Below are 19,954 nucleotides of genomic sequence, written 5' to 3'. Positions count from 1 at the left end.
CAAAGGAAGGACATGACATGGCCCTCACCCTCCAGGAGATCGAAAAGGCTGCCGAGGGCATTTCCGGGGAAATCGTCCGCACTCCGGTGGTGCCGGCTGCCCGCTTGAGTGAAACACTCGGTTGCGACCTGCATTTGAAACTGGAGAACCTGCAATATACAGGATCCTTCAAGGATCGCGGTGCCTGTTGGAAGCTGTTGAATCTCGAGCCTGGACAGAGTCGTTATGGCGTTATTGCCATGTCAGCCGGCAATCACGCCCAGGGCGTTGCCTATCATGCCAAGAGACTGGGCATCCCGGCCACCATCGTGATGCCCGAATTCGCCCCCTTTTCGAAAGTTGAACGCACACGTTCCTATGGGGCCAAGGTTGTCCAGACAGGCGAAACCATCGACGCTTCGGCCCAGGCAGCACGTGAAATCGCCGAAGCCGAGAATCTGGCGATCGTCCATCCTTACGACGATCCCTTCATTATCGCGGGCCAGGGCACGATTGGTCTGGAGCTGATGACGGACCTTCGTGACGCGGACTGTGTCGTGGTCCCTATTGGCGGGGGCGGGCTCATCTCCGGAATTGCCTCGGCCATCAAGGCGATTAATCCCACCGTCGAGATTATCGGAGTCGAGACCGAACTGTTTCCTTCCATGTACCAGGCCCTGCATGACCTCCCCCCCTCTTCGGGCGGAACAACCCTGGCGGATGGCATAGCGGTCAAGTCGCCGGGCAAACTGACCCGCAGCATCATCGACGAACTGGTCTCGGATATTCTTCTTGTCGATGAAGCCTCCCTGGAAACCGCCGTCCATTACCTGGTGGAGCGACAGAAGATCGTTGCCGAGGGCGCCGGGGCAGCTGGAGTTGCTGCCCTTTTTGCCTATCCCGAACGCTTCCGCGGACGCAGGGTCACATCAATCATCTGTGGCGGTAATATTGACGTACGCCTGCTCTCCGGCGTGCTTGCAAGAGGCCTCATCCGCGATGGGCGTGTCGTTCGCCTGCGCATAGAGATTGTTGACCAGCCAGGTCAACTGGCCCGCTTGTCCGAAATCATAGGTGCGGCTGGCGGCAATATCATCGAGGTCTATCACCAGAGGCTCTTTGCCGATGTACCGGCCAAGCGAGCGGACGTAGATGTGGTCGTTGAGACCCGCAACATCGATCATGTGCAGGAAATCATTTCCGCACTGAAAACTGCCGGATTCGAGGGACGCGCACTTTCGACACGCTCGGTGGACGGGGGCTTCTAATTGGACTGCCCCACCTCAATCGTATCCTTTATGGGGCCGTTGGTGAAATGCCATCGCACTCCCATATATGATGTGGAAGCCAATTCTAGCCGGCCAAGGGAGAGAACTCATGAGCCTGGACAAGGACAAAAAACCCAAGGAACCCGCGAACGAGAACGAGGATCCGAAGGAAGAAGATGAAGAGGAGGATCTGGACGAAGCCCTCGACGAGAGCTTTCCAGCCAGTGACCCGATTTCACCCACCCGTCCTGACAAGAGCTGAGAGCAAACAGCTTTACGGCAGGTATGTGACAGCTTTCGGAACAAGCTGCAGGAGAGTGTCATGATGACAAAGTTCTACCTACCAACCCTGATGGCCGCTGTCCTGGCCATTACCATGTCCGCTGCTCCTGTCGCTGCACAAGGTAATAGCCAAGGCAAGGGGCCACCGACGGGCAAGGGTGCCGGTGCCAAGCAGGAACGCTCGGCACATGACGGTGGCGATGCAGGGGACAGGCTGATCGATGCAGCCTTCTCTGCTGTCGAGATTTCCCTGATTCAGGAGTATTTCGGCACCCATCAATATCAGACTTCGTCACTGCCACCCGGGATCGCCAAGAACCTGGCGCGTGGGAAACCCCTACCGCCCGGAATAGCGAAAAAGGCACTGCCTGGTGACCTTCAGGGCCGCCTGCCGGGACGGCATGGCTATGACCGCATCATCGCCGGCAATGACGTGCTTCTGGTTAAGGCCGCAACAGGGGTCATTGTCGATATCCTGAGAGGTGCCCTCTAACTGATGGATGGATAGACCCTCTAGGCACTTCCGGATAACAAGCTGGTGCCTTGGGCAAGCAGCCTTTCACAGACAAGCCGCATCTCCTGATCGCTTCGACGTAGAGATGCACAGAGATTGGCAGCCAGCGGAATGGATGGGCTTGCATCAACGAGCAGGTTGAGAGCTGTCCTTCCGCCAATCAGAATATCCTGCAACACCGCAGGACTGAAGGCGCCGACAGGCTCAAGAAGCGGAAAGCCCAGGATATTGTACTGGGCAGTCAGGAACTTAGGGCCAAGGATCTGTGGAGGCACGCCGCCTGCGACCCGCTCCATGATCAGCAGACAGGCGTGGATGTAGAAATCCAGGAAAGGATTGTCACGCTGAAACAAACAGACGGCGTTGTGAACATTGCGGTAGGCTTTCAGGCCACCTGAGGTTCTTTCCTGTATCCAGACTTCACGTCCAAAGGCATAGCCAGGACTGTCAGCGGAAATTTCGAGACGGAGCGCTTGTGGCTCGAACACAAGGGTATCAGCATCCAGCCAGATGACCTGATCGACACCCTCTTCCAGGATTTCACGCGCGACAATCAGGCGTCCCAGATCAGCTACAATCTGGTTCCGCCCCTCTGTCTTGCCTACCACCCAGCTGGGCACATGTGCGAGCAGCTCATCCCCCAGGAAGCGGTATTCATGCCCCTGATGAGCAGCCCAGGAGTGCACGCTTTCAAGGCAGAGTTCTATCCACTCCGGTCGCCCCTCATCTCGATAGGATTGAAAGACCACCGAATTCAAAAGACCACCGAATTCATCTGCATTTATCCGCTTTTCGGCAAAGGACCCGGCCGGTATGGACCTTCTGAAAAATGGTGACCCCGGCAGGATTTGAACCTGCGACCTAGTGCTTAGAAGGCACTTGCTCTATCCAGCTGAGCTACGGGGTCCTCAGTAGCCACTCCGGCAAGTCAGTGCGTCCAGCGCAGCAGGCGAGAGTACTTGAAGTTGTCCGCATAGGCCTTGGGATGAATCTCACGTTCATGCTGGTGGTCAACTGTATACATGTAGCCCTTTCCACGGGCGTACTCTTCGGCTTCTTCGCGCGTATCGAACCAGATTCGCAGCTGCTGGCGCGTGTCTCGCGAGGAACTCCATCCCATGAGCGGCTCTATGGACGAGGACTCCTGTGGCTCGAATTCCAGAACCCAGCGCTTGGTCAGTGCACGACCGGACTGCATTGCCGTCTTGGGCATCTGATAGATACGCACCTGCATCGCTATCCCTCGTCTGTACCTGCTTCCGCCAAAGCCACTCAAAGCCGGCCCTGCGCGGAGTGAAACCTGGTCGGGGCGGCAGGATTTGAACCTGCGACCCTCTGCTCCCAAAGCAGATGCGCTACCAGACTGCGCTACGCCCCGATCCGATGAGCCGCAAATTATGCGTTCGCAAGGTGGCTGGCAAGCACGAGACTCATCTTTTGCTCGATGCAGCAGCCTTTTCCACGGAGCCGTTTTGGGATAAACCCCCAAAGCAATAGGAGCTTCAGGACAATCATGAACGATCAGGCCACCGAGCAAACCACAGGCACACCCCTGCCCCCGGAGATTGACCGCAGGCGGACCTTTGCCATCATCTCGCACCCGGACGCAGGCAAGACCACACTTACGGAGAAACTGCTGCTGTTTGGCGGCGCGATCCAGATGGCGGGCGCGGTCAAGGCTCGTGGCGCACAGAGGCGCGGCGCGCACTCCGACTGGATGAAAGTGGAACGCGAACGCGGTATCTCTGTGGGCACCTCCGTGATGACCTACGACTATGGAGACAACACCTTCAACCTGCTCGATACCCCGGGCCACGAAGATTTCTCCGAGGACACCTACCGCACCCTCACAGCCGTCGATTCCGCCGTCATGGTGCTGGATGCCGCCAAGGGCATCGAGGCCCAGACCTTGAAGCTGTTCGAAGTCTGCCGACTTCGGAATGTTCCCATCATAACCTTCATCAACAAGCTGGATCGTGAAAGCCGAGACCCCTTCGAGCTGCTTGAGGAAATCGAGGAAAAGCTGGCTCTGTCCGTCACGCCTGCAAGCTGGCCGATCGGCATGGGGCGACACTTCAAGGGCTGTTATGACCTGTTCAAGGACCAGCTGATCCTGATCGAGCGCAGCAAGGAGGAAAAACCGGACGAGGGCGAATCCTGCAAGGGTGTCGACGACCCGAAGCTGGATGAGCTGCTGCCAGCGGACACCTTGGCCGAATTCCGCGAGGGCGTTGAAATGGCCCGCGGGCTCTGCCCCGAGTTCGACCTCCAGGAATATCTGGGCGGACATCAGACGCCCGTCTACTTTGGAAGCGCCATCAACAATTTCGGCGTTCGTGAACTGCTTGAGGGTGTGGGGCGCCTGGCCCCGCCCCCACGGCCGCAGGTCGCGTCCGAACGCATGGTTCAGCCTTCCGATCCAAAGGTGTCCGGCTTTGTCTTCAAGATCCAGGCGAACATGGATCCGAAGCATCGCGACCGAATAGCCTTCGTGCGCCTTGCTTCCGGCCACTTCAAGCGTGGCCTCAAGATGAAGCAGGTACGTACCGGAAAAACCCTGAATATCCATAACCCCCTGCTGTTTCTCGCACGGGATAGAGAGTTGGCGGAAGAGGCTTGGGCCGGCGATGTCATCGGCATTCCCAATCACGGGAACCTGCATCTTGGTGAAAGCCTGACCGAAGGCGAGGAACTGCACTTCAAGGGCTTGCCGGCCTTCGCCCCCGAACTCCTGCAGAAAGTCCGTCCAAAGGACCCCATGAAGGCCAAGCATCTTGGCCGTGCCCTGCAGCAACTCGCCGAGGAAGGGGCGGCACGTGTCTTCAAACCGATGATGGGGGCGGACTGGATCGTCGGAGTCGTCGGTTCACTTCAGTTCGACGTCATGGCGGATCGTATACGCACCGAATATGACATCCCGGTTATCTTCGAACCCACAATCTATTTCACAGCCCGCTGGCTGGAAGCCGACACGCCCGCCGAGTTGAAGGGTTTCGTCGACTCCAATCGTGCAAACGTGGCTGAGGATCACGAAGGCGAACTCGTATTCATGGCACGCAATGCCTGGCACCTTCAGGATGCACAGGAGAGCAACCCAGCCTTGCGGTTCCTGGCCACACGCGACGGAACAGTTTGAGTGTCCGGGGCTGGCTGTAACGATAATCCTTGAATGTAGTAGGAAAAGCTCAAGGAGACAGAGATGTCCACCGAACACATCCAGGTCACGCCTGAACTCTTTGCCTACATGAGAAGCGTCTCATTGCGAGAAACAGAGTTGAGGCGAGCCCTGCGCGAGGAAACCGCGGAACTGCCAGATTCGCAGATGCAGATCATGCCGGAACAGGGTCAATTCATGGCTCTGTTGTTGCAGCTCATGAAGGCAAGGCGTGGCCTGGAGGTCGGAACCTTCACGGGATATAGCGCTCTTTGTTTTGCAGAAGCCTTGCCCGATGACGGTCTGATCGTCTGCTGTGATGTCAGTGCGGAGTATACGGCCATCGCCCAACGGTACTGGGAGAAGTCCGGGCTGCGCCACAAGATGGATCTGCGTCTTGCGCCCGCCTTGGAAACCCTGGACCAACTTCTTCAGGATGGTCAGAAGGCTTCCTATGATTTCTGTTTCCTGGATGCCGACAAGGAGAACTATTCAGAGTATTACGAGAAGGCATTGATACTGCTGCGCCCGGGCGGACTTCTGATGGCCGACAATGTGCTCTGGAGTGGTCGTGTCGCAGGAACGTCAGACGATGAAAGCGCTTCCACGAGTGCCCTCAAGGACTTCAATCAAAAACTTGCGACAGATCAGAGGGTCGCTTTGTCCATGCTGCCACTGGCGGATGGCCTGACACTGGCCATCAAGAAATAACCCTGTACAAGCTTATTCAAAGGCCGGGTGGTGAACCCTGTCGCCTTTGGCAATGCCCAGCCGTTCGCTAACGCCCGCATTAATTTCCAGAACAGCTTTGGCCCGTCCACCCGAAGGAATCGACTGAGTTGATTCAGGCACGGTACGATGGGCAATTCGTATAATCTCCCCGCTTTCATCGATGAAGATCATATCCAGTGGGATAAAGGTATTCTTCATCCACATGGATATGCGCTGCGACCGAGGATAAATGAACAACATGCCTGTGCCTTCATCCAGAGTGCGTCTGTACATCAGCCCCTGTGCCCGTTCGGCATTTGTTGTGGCCAGTTCCACCTGAAAATCGTGCTTTTCACCAGTTTCCGTTTCTATAGACAGAAACTCTTCTTCCTGCGCCTGCGAAAGAGCCACATCTCCAACCGGAAGAGTGACTAAGTAGAACAAAAAAAACAGATAGTACATTCTTTTCATTGGTTATTCCTATGAAAGTACGGCTTGTGCTGCAGTCTTGACCTCGTCACGTATCGCACCATAGCGCGGTCGGTCGGCGAGCGTATCATACCAGCTTGGCGGCGGATTTTTCCCCCAACTATGACGCCATGTCAGACCCGTTAGAATAGCCCGAGCCTGCTCCGGCAGGAGGTCGGGAACTTCAAATCCGTTCAGGGTTGCCCACACACCACTCCAGGCGCGCGCGACTGACCAGGGATTGTATCCGCCGCCCCCCAGCACCAACAGCTTTCGCGTCATCAATCGCAAGTTGGCCACCGTATTCCAGAGGGAAAGGTTGGAGAGGCCGAGACGACTGAGCGGATCTTCGTACAAGGCATCGGCGCCACACTGCAGCACGATGACCTCGGGATCCATGCGCTCTATCAAGGGCAAAACAGCAGATTCCAGAAGAAAGGCAAATTCACTGTCGTTGAAGCCTTCGGGTACTGGAATGTTCCTCGCATGTCCCAAAGCTCTGTCCTGCAGGCTTCCCGGCCCCGTGGCAGGATCCCCCCTGTTCATGGGCCATCGACTGGCTTCATGGATGGAAAGCGTGAAAACCCGCTCATCGTCATGGAAGGCATCCTGCACACCATCGCCATGATGCGCATCGATATCCAGGTAGAAGACAGATACTGCCCCTTGGTCGAGAAGGCTCAAGATCCCGAGCACCGGATCGTTGAAATAACAGAATCCGCTCGCATGATCGCTCCGGCCATGGTGCGTACCACCGGCCGGACTGTGCACCGGGGTTTCGTTCAGTACCCAGTCAGCAGCGGCAATCGAAGCACCGCAGGCTGTTGCCGGCCGGCTGAATATCTCTGGGAAGACCGGATTTCCATTTACCCCCAGTCCATAGCGCTGTTTGATCTCGTCACTACAGTGCTGAGTCTTTTCGGCCTGCTGAACCGCGGCAATATAGTCCGGGTGATGGAAACGGGCGAGTTGCTCGGGCGTGGCCCGTGGGCTGTCGATATAGACTGCATCCGGTAACCAGCCAAGCGCCCTGCAGAGATCAATACAGGTGGATACGCGCGGAATGGCCAGCGGATGGAGACGGCCATAACTTGATTTACGGTATATTTCACTGCCAATGAAACGTGGCGCGATCTGTCTGGACATCATCTCTCTTTTTAACCCGTCACATCCGCAAAACAAACGAACCACTTGGCATATCACTGGGCTCCGGGCATAGTGCCCATCGTATCACCGGGGGAGCCGTAACGGCTGAGAGGCACCGCTAAGGTGCGACCCCAGAACCTGAACCGGTTCATGCCGGCGTAGGAAGTGTGTCTCTTCATGTCTGCATCTGCCATATCGCTCGAGGGAATCAGCTTGTCCTACAAGGGGCAACCGCTGTTCCAGGACTTTAACCTTGAGCTTCCAGCCGGTTTGACAAGCTGTCTTCTCGGGCCCTCTGGTGTCGGGAAGAGCAGCTTGCTGCGCGTTATAGCCGGCCTGGAAAGAGGCGCAAGTGGAGTGGTGTCACGGGAAAACCGGAGTCCACTCACCGGAAAGCTGGCCTATATGGCGCAACAGGACTTGCTGCTGCCCTGGCTGCAACTCATGGACAATGTGGTGCTTCCCGATCGCTTGGCAGGACGGGAAGTCGACATGAAGCGCGCCAGACGCCTTCTTCAATTGGTTGGCTTGGACGGACATGAAGCAAAACTTCCATCAGCCCTGTCCGGAGGCATGCGTCAAAGGGCTGCGCTTGCACGCACCCTTTATCAGGATCGCGAGGTGATCCTGATGGACGAGCCATTTTCCTCCGTTGATTCCATAACACGCCTGGAACTTCAGGAACTGACCGCCGAACTCCTGCGCGACAGAACAGTCCTCCTGGTCACCCACGACCCGTTCGAGGCGTTGCGAATTGGTCACCGCCTGATCGTACTTGCCGGACAACCGGTTCATATAGCTGAGCAGGTCGATCTCGTGCAGGCTCCTCCACGAGATATAGGCAGTCCGGAAATAACGAGCCTGCACAAGCAATTGATAGACAGTCTTCGCGGAGTGCGTCAGAACTTGCCAGCAGCGAGCCTGACCTCATGAAAGCGACCCAGTTCGGGCCAAAACTGAGGCCATTGGGGATTCTCATAGGCCTGCTCTTACTGTGGCAGGCCCTGGTCTGGGTCACAGGCGCACCTGCATATATTCTTCCGGCGCCTGGTCAGGTCGGAGTTGTCCTGCTCGAGCGTTGGAACAGCCTTGCCTTCCATGCAGGCGTAACCCTTGTAGAAATCCTTTTGGGCTTCCTCATCGGAAGCCTTGTCGGGGTTTTCTCGGCACTGATGATTGCGATCTTTCAACCGTTGCGGTCCTGGCTGCTTCCTCTGCTTGTCATGAGCCAGGCCATCCCCGTGTTCGCCTTGGCGCCCGTTCTGGTTCTCTGGCTAGGCTATGGCATGGCCAGCAAGATTGCCATGGCCAGCCTGATCATCTTCTTCCCGGTCACAACATCCTTCCATGATGGATTGCAGCGCACAGAAACAGGTTGGCTGGATCTTGCCCAGACTTGTGGCGCATCAAAATGGGCCACCTTTCGTCATGTTCGTATACCGGCCGCCTTGCCAGCCTTGGCATCCGGGCTGCGCGTTGCGGCAGCCGTCGCCCCTATAGGCGCCATCATTGGTGAATGGGTTGGCTCCAGTGCCGGACTGGGACATCTGATGTTGAATGCCAATGCGCGCATGCAGATCGATGTCATGTTTGCTGCCCTCACTGTTCTGGCCGCCCTGGCCCTCCTGCTCTACTTCTTGACCGACCGGTTCTGTCGCTGGTTATTGCCCTGGTCACCGGAAGCAGGTGGCAATTCCTGATAGCCCCATGAGTGCACGCTGACAGGGCAAAAAACGTATGGCGATGTACGGGTTTTCTTGATTCCGTCGCGCGTGTCACTAATCTGGCGCGGCACTTCATGGCGGCTAGGCCGTCCGGATCGAACGCTTTGTGCTTGCAGGGGGAGCATGAATCTCGCACTGATTGTCTTATTGCCCTTCATCGGCGCCTTGTTCCCGGCCTTCCTGATTCGTTCCGGCCGCAATGCCTGCGCCTATGGCACCGGAGTCTTCACGCTCGTGGCCTTTATCCTGCTGCTGGTTCAGGCGCCTGCTGTCTTTTCCGGCCAGGTAATTCAAGCCCGATTTGAGTGGCTCCCGCAGCTCGGCCTGAACGTGAATTTCTTCCTCGATGGCCTGGGATTCCTGTTCGCCCTGCTGATCCTGGGTATCGGGCTGCTTATCATACTCTATGCCCGCTTCTACCTAAGCCATAACGACCCGATGGGGCGCTTTTACGTTTATCTGATGCTCTTCCAGGGAGCGATGGTCGGGATTGTGCTCTCCGACAACATCCTGTTGCTCCTCATCTTCTGGGAATTGACCAGCCTGAGTTCCTTCCTGCTTATCGGTTACTGGCGCCATCTGCCCGAAGCGCGCCAGGGGGCGCGAATGGCTCTGGCTGTAACCGGCGGGGGCGGCCTGGCTCTGATAGGTGGCATGATCCTGCTGGGACAGATTGCCGGCTCCTATGACCTGAGCGAGATACTGCAGGCTGGGGACCAGATTCGTAGCTCAAGCCTCTATATCCCAGCCCTTCTGCTCATCCTGACGGGTGCATTTGCCAAGTCTGCGCAGTTTCCCCTGCACTTCTGGTTGCCGCACGCCATGGCAGCTCCAACGCCTGTCAGCGCCTATTTGCACTCTGCGACCATGGTCAAGGCCGGCGTATTCCTGCTGGCCCGCGTCTGGCCCGCGCTTTCCGGAACGCCCGAGTGGTTCTACATCGTGACCAGCTTCGGCCTCGTCACCATGATCATCTCGGCCTGGATTGCAATCTTCAAGGATGACCTCAAGGGCCTGCTTGCTTTCTCGACGGTCAGCCATCTGGGGCTGATCACCATGCTGTTCGGTTTCGGGACACCCCTGGCAGCGATGGCAGGCGTCTTCCACATCCTCAATCACGCCACTTTCAAAGCCGCACTCTTCATGAGCGCCGGCATCGTCGACCATGAAGCGCATACACGCGACATCCGGCGTTTGGGCGGATTGCTTTTTCTTATGCCGATTACGGCAACCCTGGCCCTGGTCGCGGCAGCGTCGATGGCAGGCATCCCCTTGTTGAACGGCTTCATTTCCAAGGAAATGATGCTGGAGGAGGCCGTGCATACCACCTACCTGGGGCAGGATTGGATACTTCCTGTCTTCGCAACGCTCGGCGCCCTGTTTTCCGTCGCCTATGCAGCCCGCTTTGCCTTTCATACCTTTCTTGGCCCTGTCCGGGACGATTACCCGCACAAGCCGCATGATCCGCCGTTTGGCATGTGGCTTCCCGTGTTCATCCTGGTTTCCCTGGTTGTGCTGATTGGCCTTCTACCGGGGTTGATTGCCGAACCTCTGGTCAAGATCACCACGGATGCCGTGACCGGTGGGAATACGCCGGACTATCATCTGTCGATCTGGCACGGTTTCACGCCCGCCCTGTTCATGAGCATGATTGCATTGGCTGGCGGCCTGACCCTCATGGCTCTTTACCTTCCCGCCAAATCCTTCCGCGAACGCTTCCCACGGCCGGAAGCCAAGGTAATATTTGAAGCTATCATCGAGGCCATAGCCAAGGTCAGCGGGCAGATCACGGCCCTTGCACATAACGGCTCACTGCAGCGTTATCTGGCCGTGATGGTTTCAGCCATCATTGCCGTCGGTTTTGCGGGCTATCTGGGAAGCACACCACTGGGTGCCGGAGAGCGGGCGATGGTGCCGGTCAATTGGCCCGGGCTTGTGGCCTGGGTGCTGCTGGTCGCAGCCCTCGGCGCCACATTGATGTACCACCACCACCGGCTGTTTTCCCTGATTCTTATCGGTGTTGTCGGTATGGTGGTTTCGCTTACCTTCTTCTACTTCTCGGCGCCTGATCTGGCCCTGACGCAGATATCCGTCGAGGTCGTGACCGTGGTCCTGATGCTGCTGGCCCTGAATTTCCTGCCCAAGGAGACCCCACGCGAAAGCTCAAGTTTGCGAAAACTCAGGGATCTGGTTCTTTCCGGACTGGCGGGCCTGGGGGTTGCGGGTCTGGTCTATGCCGTGACCACCCGTGGCTTCGAAAGCATCTCGGACTACCATCTGGCAGAATCCAAGCCGGGCGGCGGCGGCACCAATGTCGTGAACGTCATCCTGGTCGACTTCAGGGGTTTCGACACCTTTGGCGAAATCATCGTACTGGGTATTGCGGCCCTGGCCATCTATGCACTCCTAGACAGTGCCCTGCATGGCGCTGCTCAGCGACGCCTGTCCAAGTGGGTCCCCGAGGGAGTGCGTGCCATGGATCCGCATCCCTTCATCCTGGTAATTGCAACACGTGTCCTTCTGCCACTCGCGTTGATGGTCGGTGTGTATATCTTCCTGCGTGGTCACAACCAGCCGGGTGGTGGGTTCATTGCCGGTCTTGTGGTTTCCATCGCACTTCTCATGCAATACATGGCCAGCGGATTTTCCTGGGCACAACACAGGCTTAAGCTCGATTATCACGGCCTGATTGGAGCTGGTGTCCTGGCGGCGGGCTTGACCGGTGTTGGGGCCTGGTTTGCCGGGCGCCCCTTCCTGACCAGTGACTATACCTATGTACATCTGCCGGTGATCGGCGAGTTCGAATTGGCGACGGCCCTGGGCTTCGACGTTGGAGTCTTCCTGACCGTTGTCGGTGCCGTCATGGTGGCCCTGGCCAATCTGTCGCGTGTTGGCAGGCGTGCGGATGCGGCCTACGAGGCTCAGGAACAAGCAACCGATGGAAAGGAGGCCTGATTCATGGAAATGCTCGTGTCTTCCGGGATCGGGCTGATCGCCGCCTGCGGCGTCTACCTTCTATTACGTGGACGGACCTTTCCGGTCATCCTTGGTCTGACACTGCTGTCCCATGCCGTGAATCTCGTGCTGTTCTCGATGGGGCGCCTGAACGTTGGCCTGCCCCCAATCATATCCAAGGATGCGACAGGCTATGCCGACCCCCTGCCCCAGGCACTCGTCCTGACAGCGATTGTTATCGCGTTCGGTATGACGGCGCTTGCCGTGGTGCTGGCATTGCGCGGATATCTTGAGACAGGTGAAGACAGCATCAACGCAACCAGGTCAGAAACCGCGGAGCAGCGGGACCCCTCATGACACACTGGACCATTCTCCCCATTGTTGTGCCTGCTCTGACTGCGGCACTGATTGTCTTGCTGGCACGTCAGGACCTGGTCTTGCAACGCTTCCTGTCGGTCCTGTCTGCGCTTGCGGTATTCGTGATTTCCGTAGGCCTGGTCGTTCATGCCACGGGCAATCCGCCCTACAGTTACGAACTTGGCAACTGGCCGGCTCCCTTCGGCATTGTCCTGGTTCTGGATCGACTGTCGGCAGCCATGGTCCTGGTCACCATGCTGCTGGTCCTAGCTGTCCTGATCTACAGCTTTGCCGGCTGGGACAAGCGAGGCAGACACTTCCACGCCCTCTTCCAGTTCCAGATCATGGGGATCAACGGAGCTTTCCTGACAGGCGATCTTTTCAACCTCTTCGTCTTCTTCGAGGTGCTGCTGATTGCCTCCTACGGCTTGATGCTACACGGCAGCGGCGCAACACGTCTCAAGTCCGGCATGCAGTATGTCGTCGTCAATCTTATGGGCTCCTCGCTGTTCCTCGTGGCAATGGCCCTGCTGTATGGCGTGACTGGAACGCTGAACATGGCCGACCTGGCACTGCGTGTGGGCCAGGTCGAAAGTGGTAACCTGGCACTTGTCCAGGTTGGTGCACTTTTGCTTCTCACGGTCTTCGCCATCAAGGCAGCCCTTGTGCCACTGCATTTCTGGCTGCCTGCGACATACGCAGCTGCAGCTGCTCCCGTTGCGGCACTGTTTGCGATCATGACCAAGGTGGGGGGCTACTCGATCCTGAGAGTCTACACACTTATCTTTGGTGAGCATGCAGGCGACATCGCCTGGATTGCCCAGGACTGGATCATGCCGGCTGCCCTCGTGACCCTTGTCGTGGGAATGTTCGGCGTTATGGCCGGCCGTTCCCTGCGTGATCTGATATGCTTTTCCGTTATCGGCTCAATGGGCACACTGATGGTGGCCTTTGCCCTTTTCAACGAAGCGGCCGTTTCGGCAGGCCTCTATTACATGGTGCACAGCACCTTCATCGCCGGCGCGCTCTTCCTCATAGCCGAGATGGTCATCAATGGCCGCAGCGACGGCCAGGATACACTGGCTTTCGGCTTGCCGTTGCACCGAGAGGCCCTGCTGTCAGGACTGTTCTTCCTGGCGGCAATCGGCATGGTCGGCATGCCACCCCTCAGTGGATTTGTCGGAAAGCTGCTGATACTCGACGGTGCCACCGGCACACCCTATGTCGCATGGATCTGGGTCGTGATCCTTTCGACCAGCCTGTTCAATATCATAGGCTTTTCACGCGCTGGCAGCATACTGTTCTGGAAAAGCCAGGCAGAGGCAGCTTCCCAGTCAGGTCCATCCGTTCCCATGGAAAGCGTGAGCCGAAAGGATAACGGGCATGGTCCCGAAAGCGGACTTGGCATTTCGTCCGCGGCATTCCTGTTGGGGCTGATCGGACTGCTGACAGCCTTCTCAGGCCCCGTCAGCCAGTATTTTGATACAACGGCTGCACAGCTTCTGGATGGTCGCCCTTATATAGAAGCCGTCCTGGGAAGCGATGCACTTGTCGAATCCGGGTTTGGCAGTTCGCCCGAGGCTGACGGTATGGAAGATGGCCTTGGCGAGGAAGGAGACATGCAATGATACGCAAGGTCTTTCCTCATCCCATCATGACCGCGGTATTGACCCTGGTCTGGATGATGTTGATGAACGCCTTTACCCCGGCCACCTTCGTGCTGGGGCTAATATTGGGCATTATACTTCCCATCCTGACCAGCTGTTTCTGGCCGGACAGGCCGACCATCCGCAATCCCTTGAAGGTTGCCGAATACATAATTGTTGTTCTCTACGATATTGTCGTTGCGAATGTACAGGTTGCTTACCTGATCCTCTTTCGCCGGAATCGCGATTTGCGTTCACGCTTTTTCACGGTTCCCCTGGAAATCCGCACACCGGAAGCTATCGCCATCCTTGCTGGCACGATTACGATGACACCAGGAACTGTCAGCAGCGACATCTCGACAGATGGCAAGAGTCTTCTCGTCCATGGCCTGAATGTCACCGACGAACAGGAAACTGTGACCGGTATCAAGTCCCGCTATGAAAAACGGCTGAAGGACATCTTCGAATGATCGAGTATGCCACTTACTTCGGTTTCATCAGCATAGGCCTGGCCGTGTTGATGAATCTTCATCGCCTGATTGTCGGTCCGGATTCCATCAACAGAATCCTGGCGTTGGACACCTTGACCATCAACACGATTGCCCTGTTCATCCTTTTCGGCATCTGGCAGGGATCGAGCACCAATTTCGAGGCAGCGCTGTTGTTTGCCATGGTCGGCTTCATTACCACGGTCGCCTTCTGCAAGTACCTCCTGCGCGGCGATATCATCGAATAGAAAGTGGGCATGGCAATGGAATTTCTGATTGAGCTGCTGATATCCGCAATGATCGTGGTAGGCGGAGTCTTTGCGCTGGTTGGCTCCTTTGGTCTCAGCAAGTTGCCGGATCTGATGGCTCGCCTGCATGCGCCAACCAAGGCAACGACCCTGGGTATCGGGGGTATGTTGATTGCATCTATTCTCTATTTCGCGTTTATTGAGCGAACGCTTTCTGTTCACGAGCTGCTTATCACGATATTTCTCTTTCTTGTCGCACCGGTAACAGCCTATCTTGTCGCCAAGACCCACCTTCACAAAAACAGGGATCGGCAGGATACGGCGCAGTTCCAGTTACCGCCTCCTGCCGGTACACACAAAGCCGGGTGGGCCACCTTTAACAAAAGTGAAAAGCAAAGCCGGACCGAAATTCGGTAACCCTGTTCTGGCAGCTTGACGAATCACTGGAACAATACTAGAACATCAAGAAAGTTTACGTTTCGTTCTTTTTTAAGTCATTGGCGTCGGAGGCTGCGATGCTCACCAAGAAGCAGCATGAACTCTTGCTTTTCCTGCATCGTCATCTGAATGAGCATGGCGTCTCCCCTTCCTTTGACGAAATGAAGGAAGCGCTTGGGTTGAAGTCCAAGTCTGGAATCCATCGTCTCATAAGTGGCCTGGAAGAGCGCAATTTCATTCGTCGCCTGCCCCACCGGGCCCGGGCGATTGAAATACTGCGCCTGCCAGGCGAATTGAATACAGGCAATGGAAGCTTTTCACCAAGTGTCATAGAAGGCGGACGGCAAAACGCAAATGCTCCGGACGAACTAGCTGCCGATCCTGTGATTGCGGCTGGATCGGGCGGTGCCGATTCGGATCCCGCATCCCTGCCACTCTATGGCAAGATTGCCGCCGGTACGCCCATAGAGGCTTTGCGAGACCCGGACAGCTACACGGAAGTTCCCCATACACTCCTTGGCCATGGCCAATACTATGCGCTTCAGGTTGAAGGCGATTCCATGGTGGATGCCGGTATTCTCGATGGGGACACGGTGATAATCGAGGTCACGGACCAGGCCGCCAATGGTGAAATTGTCGTTGCCCTGGTCGATCGAGAGGAAGTCACCTTGAAGCGCCTGCGCCAGCGCCAAGGAGCTATCGCATTGGAACCCGCCAACACGCACTATGAAACGCGCCTCTTTCCTCCGGACCGTGTCCAGATTCAGGGGCGCTTGGCCGGACTGATCCGTAAGTACTGATTATTCCGGGCGCCCCCGATAAGCAGCCCAAGGCCTGTCGCCCTGCCACTGCCTGACCGTCAGCTGCTCTATACCGTCATCACGCAACCAGAATGCATGACCTCCTTTACGCCAAAGATCGAGGCGTGTGACCAGCGTCTCTTCCTCTATATGCTGTTGGCACATAATGGGAGGATCCTTAGCTGTGATGACCAGATCGGCCGGCTGGCAGTCCTCTGCCATGGCCTGCGTCGTCAGGGGAAAAGCTACCCTCTTGTCTTGCCTGTCATAGAGACACCCCAGATCATCGCAGGCCAACCATTCACCATAATGGCGGCCCTCTTCAGGCCAGACCACGGAACCGTGCTGTGCACGCCTTTCAAGCCATTGGTCGGAAGAAAACCGCGCCTTGCGTCGGTTTGACAGCACCAACAGGTCCTCTGGCCCAGCCACTGCCATCACTTCCATACTCTCCTCAATCAGAATGTCCGGTGGGTTGTGGACTATCGGCGTTGCCAAGCCAGCAAGGAAAACCGGCAATCCGGCAAAACGCCAATTACTACGCCAGAGACACAGCCACAGCCCGCCAGTGACACAGAATGCAAGGCCCCAGGCTGGCATTTGTGGGACAAGCACACGGGCACCCGGCAGAGAAGAGATGTACCCAGCCACAAGCAGGACCAATTCCACGCCCTTGCCCATCAGGGGCAAGACTTCCCCAGCCAGGCCAAACGGATAGGCCAGCAGGACCAGCAGCGCAGCCGGCATCACCCAGAATGCGGTAAGCGGTACGGCCAGAAGATTTGCGAAAAGGCCATAACTTGTCAGTGCATTAAAATGGTAGAGCGCAAAAGGCGCCGTGGCGACGGTTGCTATCACTGTGGTGAGTGCGACACCCAACAGGTAGTGAAACGCGGTTGAAAGGTGTCCCTGATTATTCCGTCCACGATCAGAGAAGACCCTTTGCTCACGGAGGATTTCATAACCAGCGATAAGGCCCGTGACAGCAGCAAATGACATCTGAAAGCTTGCACCGAGCAGGCTCTCGGGAGACAGGACCAATACCAGCAATGCTGCCAGCGCGACCAACCTGAGAGTCAAGGCCGTTCGGTCCAGCAACACAGCGACGAGGACAAGTGAGGTCATAATGAAGGCGCGTTGAGTGGGAATCGTGGCCCCGGCCAGGAAAAGATAGCAGAAAGCAACGATAAGAGCTGAAGCTGCTGCAATCTTCTTCGTTGGCAGACGCAGCGCAATGGCCGGCCAAAGACAGAGGAGAGCACGCAAGGCAAAGAAGGCTGCCCCTGCAATGAGGCCCAGATGTAACCCGGAAATAGCCAGTAGGTGCGCAAGCCCCGAATGACGCATCGCCTGGTTTGTCTCTTCGGATATGGCACCACGCAGCCCAGTCAGCAGTGCTGCCGTGACGGCCCCTGTTTGCGCAGGTAAGCGCGCAACAGTAGTATCGGCCAACCGACGCCGGGAATCGCTCCACCATTGCGCCCAGGCTTCCAGGGGTGTCCTCCAGCTGTCCTGCTCAGCACCCGCTGAACGCTGTCCAATAAGGTCTGGAGCTCCATAGGTAAACCCGACCGCACCAATTTTCTGGAAGTAAGCCACGCGCGAAAAGTCGTAGTCTCCGGGAACAGCCGGTGGAGGCGGCGGCGCCAGTGACGCCAGAGCTTCAATTCTCTGGCCCGCTTCCAACTCTGGGACTTCACCACGACTGACCAAGCGCAGGAAATGCGGATACCTTTTATTTTCAATTCCTTCAATGTTTTCTGGACGCAGAAGCAGCCTAACACCGCCTGCTACAGGCTCTGAAGAGACCACTTCTGCAACCAAGCTAACAGCGCTCAGCTCCTCCTGCAGAACCGGAGCAGCGACCTGATGGGTCCGGAATTGAGCAAGATGAAATCCGCCCACGAATGTCAGGAGAATGACAAGGGGGTAGAGTATGCCCCATTGGCAACGCCATGCCAAAAACAGGGGGACGAGAACAGTTGGAAATGTTGCCAGAAAAAGCAGCGGGACAGGCTCTGTTGGTAGTGAAAAATATCCGACAACGCCGCCACCCAGGCAAACAATGCACCATAGCCCCCAGCGATCCCGCTCGCTCTCCACCCAATCACCTAGCAGCAGCACCTCCCAAGCCCCCAGAGGATCTTCCTGGAAAGAAACAAAGCTTTTAATAAATTGCCCCTCAAAGCAACTATAATATGCATTCCTGACATAACACCATCTCGGTCCCTGCGTAGGTCATGCTGCTGCGTGCGTCGCCAGAACAGATGTGCTAGATAGCGCCCACAGCAGTTTCAGCAGCTTTGCCTAGCACTGAGAAAAGGATCTCGGAAAAACGCATGACAGTGGTGACACGCTTTGCCCCCTCTCCCACCGGTTTCCTGCATATCGGTGGGGCGCGAACGGCCTTGTTCAACTGGCTATATGCACGCCACCATGGTGGTGTCTTTCGTCTGCGCATCGAAGACACGGACCGCAAGAGATCTACCGATGACGCCATTCAGGCTATCGTGGACGGACTTGAATGGCTGGGCCTAGATTGGGACGAAGAGACCGTTTTCCAGTCCGCGCGTTCAGAGCGTCATGCAGAAGTTGCTCGTAGCCTGCTCGGAACAGGACAGGCCTACTACTGCTATGCCTCTCAGGAAGAACTGGAGGAGATGCGGCAAACGGCCAAGAAGGAAGGCCGGCCCATGCGCTATGATGGGCGCTGGCGCGATCGTGATTCCTCAGAGGCACCACAAGGCGTGGATCCGGTTATTCGCTTGAAAGCCCCTCAGGAAGGGGAAACCGAAATCGTCGATCAGGTTCAGGGAACTGTGCGTGTCGCCAATGAACAATTGGACGATATGGTGCTGCTGCGCGCTGACGGATCTCCAACCTACATGCTGTCCGTGGTTGTCGACGACCATGATATGGGGATATCTCACGTCATCAGGGGGGACGATCACCTCACCAACGCTTTCCGCCAAACCCTGCTCTACAGGGCTATAGGCTGGGAGGCCCCGAGTTTTGCGCATATCCCCCTGATACATGGCCCGGACGGGGCAAAGATGTCGAAACGGCATGGCGCTCTGGGAGTGGAAACTTACAGGGAAATGGGCTTCTTGCCCGAGGCCCTTCGAAACTACCTTCTTCGCCTTGGGTGGGGACATGGTGATGACGAAGTGATTTCCACTGAACAAGCTATCGAATGGTTTGATCTGAATGGAGTCGGACGTTCCGCCGCGCGCTTTGACTTCGCAAAGCTCAGCAATCTCAATGGACATTACCTCAGAGAGGCGGAGGATCAACGTCTCGTAGATATCCTCTGTGCAGACTTCTATGGCGAGGTTACCCCCCTTGGCCGGAAGCGATTGCTGGCCGGGATGGCCGGACTGAAGCCACGCGCCAAGACCATGAAGGAGCTGGCTGACTTGGGACAGTTTTACGTTTCCGGGCGCCCGCTGGTTTTCGAGGAAAAGGCACAGAAACTGATTTCCAAAGGGGGCGCCGATCTGATCGCAGCCATCGCAGAAGCGCTACAGAAAGTCGAAAACTGGAACGAAGACGAACTGGAGAAAAGCATAAGAGCGCTTTCCGAACAGCGCGAAATGAAACTAGGAGCCGTTGCGCAGCCATTGCGTGCAGCGCTTACCGGTTCCAGCGTTTCGCCAGGTATCTTCGAGGTTGCCGCGATTCTTGGCCGCGAGGAATCCTTGGGCCGGTTAAGCGACGCACAGGAACAAATGCAAACTTTTAGCATTTCTGCTGATTGATCGGCGCTTGATCCGGAC

Annotated in this window: 20 protein-coding genes, 2 tRNA genes and 1 riboswitch; of the genes, 15 read left to right on the top strand and 7 right to left on the bottom strand. The window is 56.7% G+C overall.

Going from position 1 to position 19,954, the window contains the following annotated elements; all coding sequences use genetic code 11:
- Nucleotides 1–17 precede the first annotated feature (17 nt).
- The 3 genes from BP38_RS0101400 (at nt 18) to BP38_RS0101390 (ending at nt 2,022) form a co-directional block, all read left to right on the top strand.
- On the top strand, nt 18–1,247 hold the full coding sequence (locus tag BP38_RS0101400) for a threonine ammonia-lyase (protein ID WP_026986255.1): 1,230 nt from the start codon (nt 18–20) through the stop codon (nt 1,245–1,247).
- A gap of 109 nt (nt 1,248–1,356) precedes the next feature.
- Nucleotides 1,357–1,509 (top strand): hypothetical protein, encoded by a 153-nt coding sequence (locus BP38_RS22885; RefSeq protein ID WP_169737825.1) that lies wholly within the window; start codon nt 1,357–1,359, stop codon nt 1,507–1,509.
- Nucleotides 1,510–1,569: 60 nt separating this feature from the next.
- The gene (locus BP38_RS0101390) at nt 1,570–2,022 is read left to right on the top strand and encodes an anti-virulence regulator CigR family protein (RefSeq protein WP_051608820.1); all 453 of its coding nucleotides are present in this window, start codon (nt 1,570–1,572) and stop codon (nt 2,020–2,022) included.
- A gap of 20 nt (nt 2,023–2,042) precedes the next feature.
- On the opposite strand, the gene BP38_RS18450 is transcribed toward BP38_RS0101390, so the two are convergent.
- The 4 genes from BP38_RS18450 to BP38_RS0101370 form a co-directional block, all read right to left on the bottom strand.
- A complete protein-coding gene (locus BP38_RS18450) occupies nt 2,043–2,792 on the bottom strand; it encodes a hypothetical protein (RefSeq protein WP_155992143.1) in 750 nt (249 codons plus the stop codon).
- A gap of 81 nt (nt 2,793–2,873) precedes the next feature.
- Nucleotides 2,874–2,950: transfer RNA gene (locus BP38_RS0101380), tRNA-Arg, on the bottom strand.
- Nucleotides 2,951–2,971: 21 nt separating this feature from the next.
- Nucleotides 2,972–3,277 (bottom strand): ETC complex I subunit, encoded by a 306-nt coding sequence (locus BP38_RS0101375; protein WP_026986253.1) that lies wholly within the window; start codon nt 3,275–3,277, stop codon nt 2,972–2,974.
- 67 nt (nt 3,278–3,344) lie between these two features.
- Nucleotides 3,345–3,421: transfer RNA gene (locus BP38_RS0101370), tRNA-Pro, on the bottom strand.
- A 135-nt stretch (nt 3,422–3,556) separates the two neighbouring features.
- Here BP38_RS0101370 and BP38_RS0101360 point away from each other — a divergent pair.
- Both BP38_RS0101360 and BP38_RS0101355 read left to right on the top strand, forming a co-directional pair.
- A complete protein-coding gene (locus tag BP38_RS0101360) occupies nt 3,557–5,179 on the top strand; it encodes a peptide chain release factor 3 (protein WP_035723104.1) in 1,623 nt (540 codons plus the stop codon).
- Between the two features lie 63 nt (nt 5,180–5,242).
- Nucleotides 5,243–5,908, top strand: coding sequence for an O-methyltransferase (locus tag BP38_RS0101355; protein WP_026986251.1), 666 nt, complete (start codon nt 5,243–5,245; stop codon nt 5,906–5,908).
- A 12-nt stretch (nt 5,909–5,920) separates the two neighbouring features.
- Here the strand turns inward: BP38_RS0101355 and BP38_RS0101350 are convergent, their stop codons facing one another.
- Together BP38_RS0101350 and BP38_RS0101345 are read right to left on the bottom strand one after the other, a co-directional pair.
- A complete protein-coding gene (locus tag BP38_RS0101350) occupies nt 5,921–6,379 on the bottom strand; it encodes a DUF192 domain-containing protein (RefSeq protein ID WP_026986250.1) in 459 nt (152 codons plus the stop codon).
- A gap of 9 nt (nt 6,380–6,388) precedes the next feature.
- Nucleotides 6,389–7,522 (bottom strand): acetoin utilization protein AcuC, encoded by a 1,134-nt coding sequence (locus BP38_RS0101345; protein ID WP_245602286.1) that lies wholly within the window; start codon nt 7,520–7,522, stop codon nt 6,389–6,391.
- 79 nt (nt 7,523–7,601) lie between these two features.
- A riboswitch (TPP riboswitch) is annotated at nt 7,602–7,705 on the top strand.
- Between BP38_RS0101345 and BP38_RS0101340 the strand changes: the two genes are divergently transcribed.
- From BP38_RS0101340 to lexA, 9 genes are all read left to right on the top strand, one after another.
- Nucleotides 7,700–8,455 carry an ABC transporter ATP-binding protein gene (locus tag BP38_RS0101340; RefSeq protein ID WP_035723101.1) on the top strand — a complete coding sequence of 252 codons (756 nt, stop codon included), beginning with the start codon at nt 7,700–7,702 and terminating at the stop codon, nt 8,453–8,455. It overlaps the preceding riboswitch by 6 nt.
- Nucleotides 8,452–9,222: an ABC transporter permease gene (locus BP38_RS0101335; RefSeq protein ID WP_035723099.1), complete on the top strand. Its 771-nt coding sequence runs from the start codon at nt 8,452–8,454 to the stop codon at nt 9,220–9,222. The genes BP38_RS0101340 and BP38_RS0101335 overlap by 4 nt, the downstream gene beginning before the upstream one ends.
- A 147-nt stretch (nt 9,223–9,369) precedes the next feature.
- A complete protein-coding gene (locus BP38_RS18445) occupies nt 9,370–12,201 on the top strand; it encodes a monovalent cation/H+ antiporter subunit A (RefSeq protein ID WP_051608816.1) in 2,832 nt (943 codons plus the stop codon).
- 3 nt (nt 12,202–12,204) lie between these two features.
- Nucleotides 12,205–12,558 carry a Na+/H+ antiporter subunit C gene (locus BP38_RS0101325; RefSeq protein WP_026986246.1) on the top strand — a complete coding sequence of 118 codons (354 nt, stop codon included), beginning with the start codon at nt 12,205–12,207 and terminating at the stop codon, nt 12,556–12,558.
- Nucleotides 12,555–14,186: a monovalent cation/H+ antiporter subunit D gene (locus BP38_RS18440; protein WP_081816377.1), complete on the top strand. Its 1,632-nt coding sequence runs from the start codon at nt 12,555–12,557 to the stop codon at nt 14,184–14,186. The genes BP38_RS0101325 and BP38_RS18440 overlap by 4 nt, the downstream gene beginning before the upstream one ends.
- Nucleotides 14,183–14,674, top strand: a complete 492-nt coding sequence (locus tag BP38_RS0101315) for a Na+/H+ antiporter subunit E (protein WP_026986245.1) — start codon at nt 14,183–14,185, stop codon at nt 14,672–14,674. The genes BP38_RS18440 and BP38_RS0101315 overlap by 4 nt, the downstream gene beginning before the upstream one ends.
- The gene (locus BP38_RS0101310) at nt 14,671–14,940 is read left to right on the top strand and encodes a K+/H+ antiporter subunit F (RefSeq protein WP_026986244.1); all 270 of its coding nucleotides are present in this window, start codon (nt 14,671–14,673) and stop codon (nt 14,938–14,940) included. Before BP38_RS0101315 ends, BP38_RS0101310 begins: the two co-directional genes overlap by 4 nt.
- 9 nt (nt 14,941–14,949) lie before the next feature.
- Nucleotides 14,950–15,357 carry a Na+/H+ antiporter subunit G gene (locus BP38_RS0101305; protein WP_322098931.1) on the top strand — a complete coding sequence of 136 codons (408 nt, stop codon included), beginning with the start codon at nt 14,950–14,952 and terminating at the stop codon, nt 15,355–15,357.
- 98 nt (nt 15,358–15,455) lie between these two features.
- Entirely contained in the window at nt 15,456–16,178 is a 723-nt protein-coding gene (gene lexA / locus BP38_RS0101300) for a transcriptional repressor LexA (protein ID WP_026986242.1), read from the top strand.
- Here lexA and BP38_RS18435 read toward each other — a convergent pair whose 3' ends face one another.
- A complete protein-coding gene (locus BP38_RS18435; protein WP_051608814.1) occupies nt 16,179–18,302 on the bottom strand; it encodes a ComEC/Rec2 family competence protein in 2,124 nt (707 codons plus the stop codon).
- 215 nt (nt 18,303–18,517) lie between these two features.
- On the opposite strand from BP38_RS18435, the gene gltX reads away from it, so the two are divergent.
- Nucleotides 18,518–19,936, top strand: a complete 1,419-nt coding sequence (gene gltX / locus BP38_RS0101290; RefSeq protein ID WP_026986241.1) for a glutamate--tRNA ligase — start codon at nt 18,518–18,520, stop codon at nt 19,934–19,936.
- Nucleotides 19,937–19,954: the final 18 nt, after the last annotated feature.

The organism is Fodinicurvata fenggangensis DSM 21160 (assembly GCF_000686045.1).
In the GTDB taxonomy this organism is placed as follows: Bacteria; Pseudomonadota; Alphaproteobacteria; order Kiloniellales; family DSM-21159; genus Fodinicurvata; species Fodinicurvata fenggangensis.
Note: the sequence above shows the minus strand (reverse complement) of the source record. Positions and strands in the feature narration are given on the sequence as shown.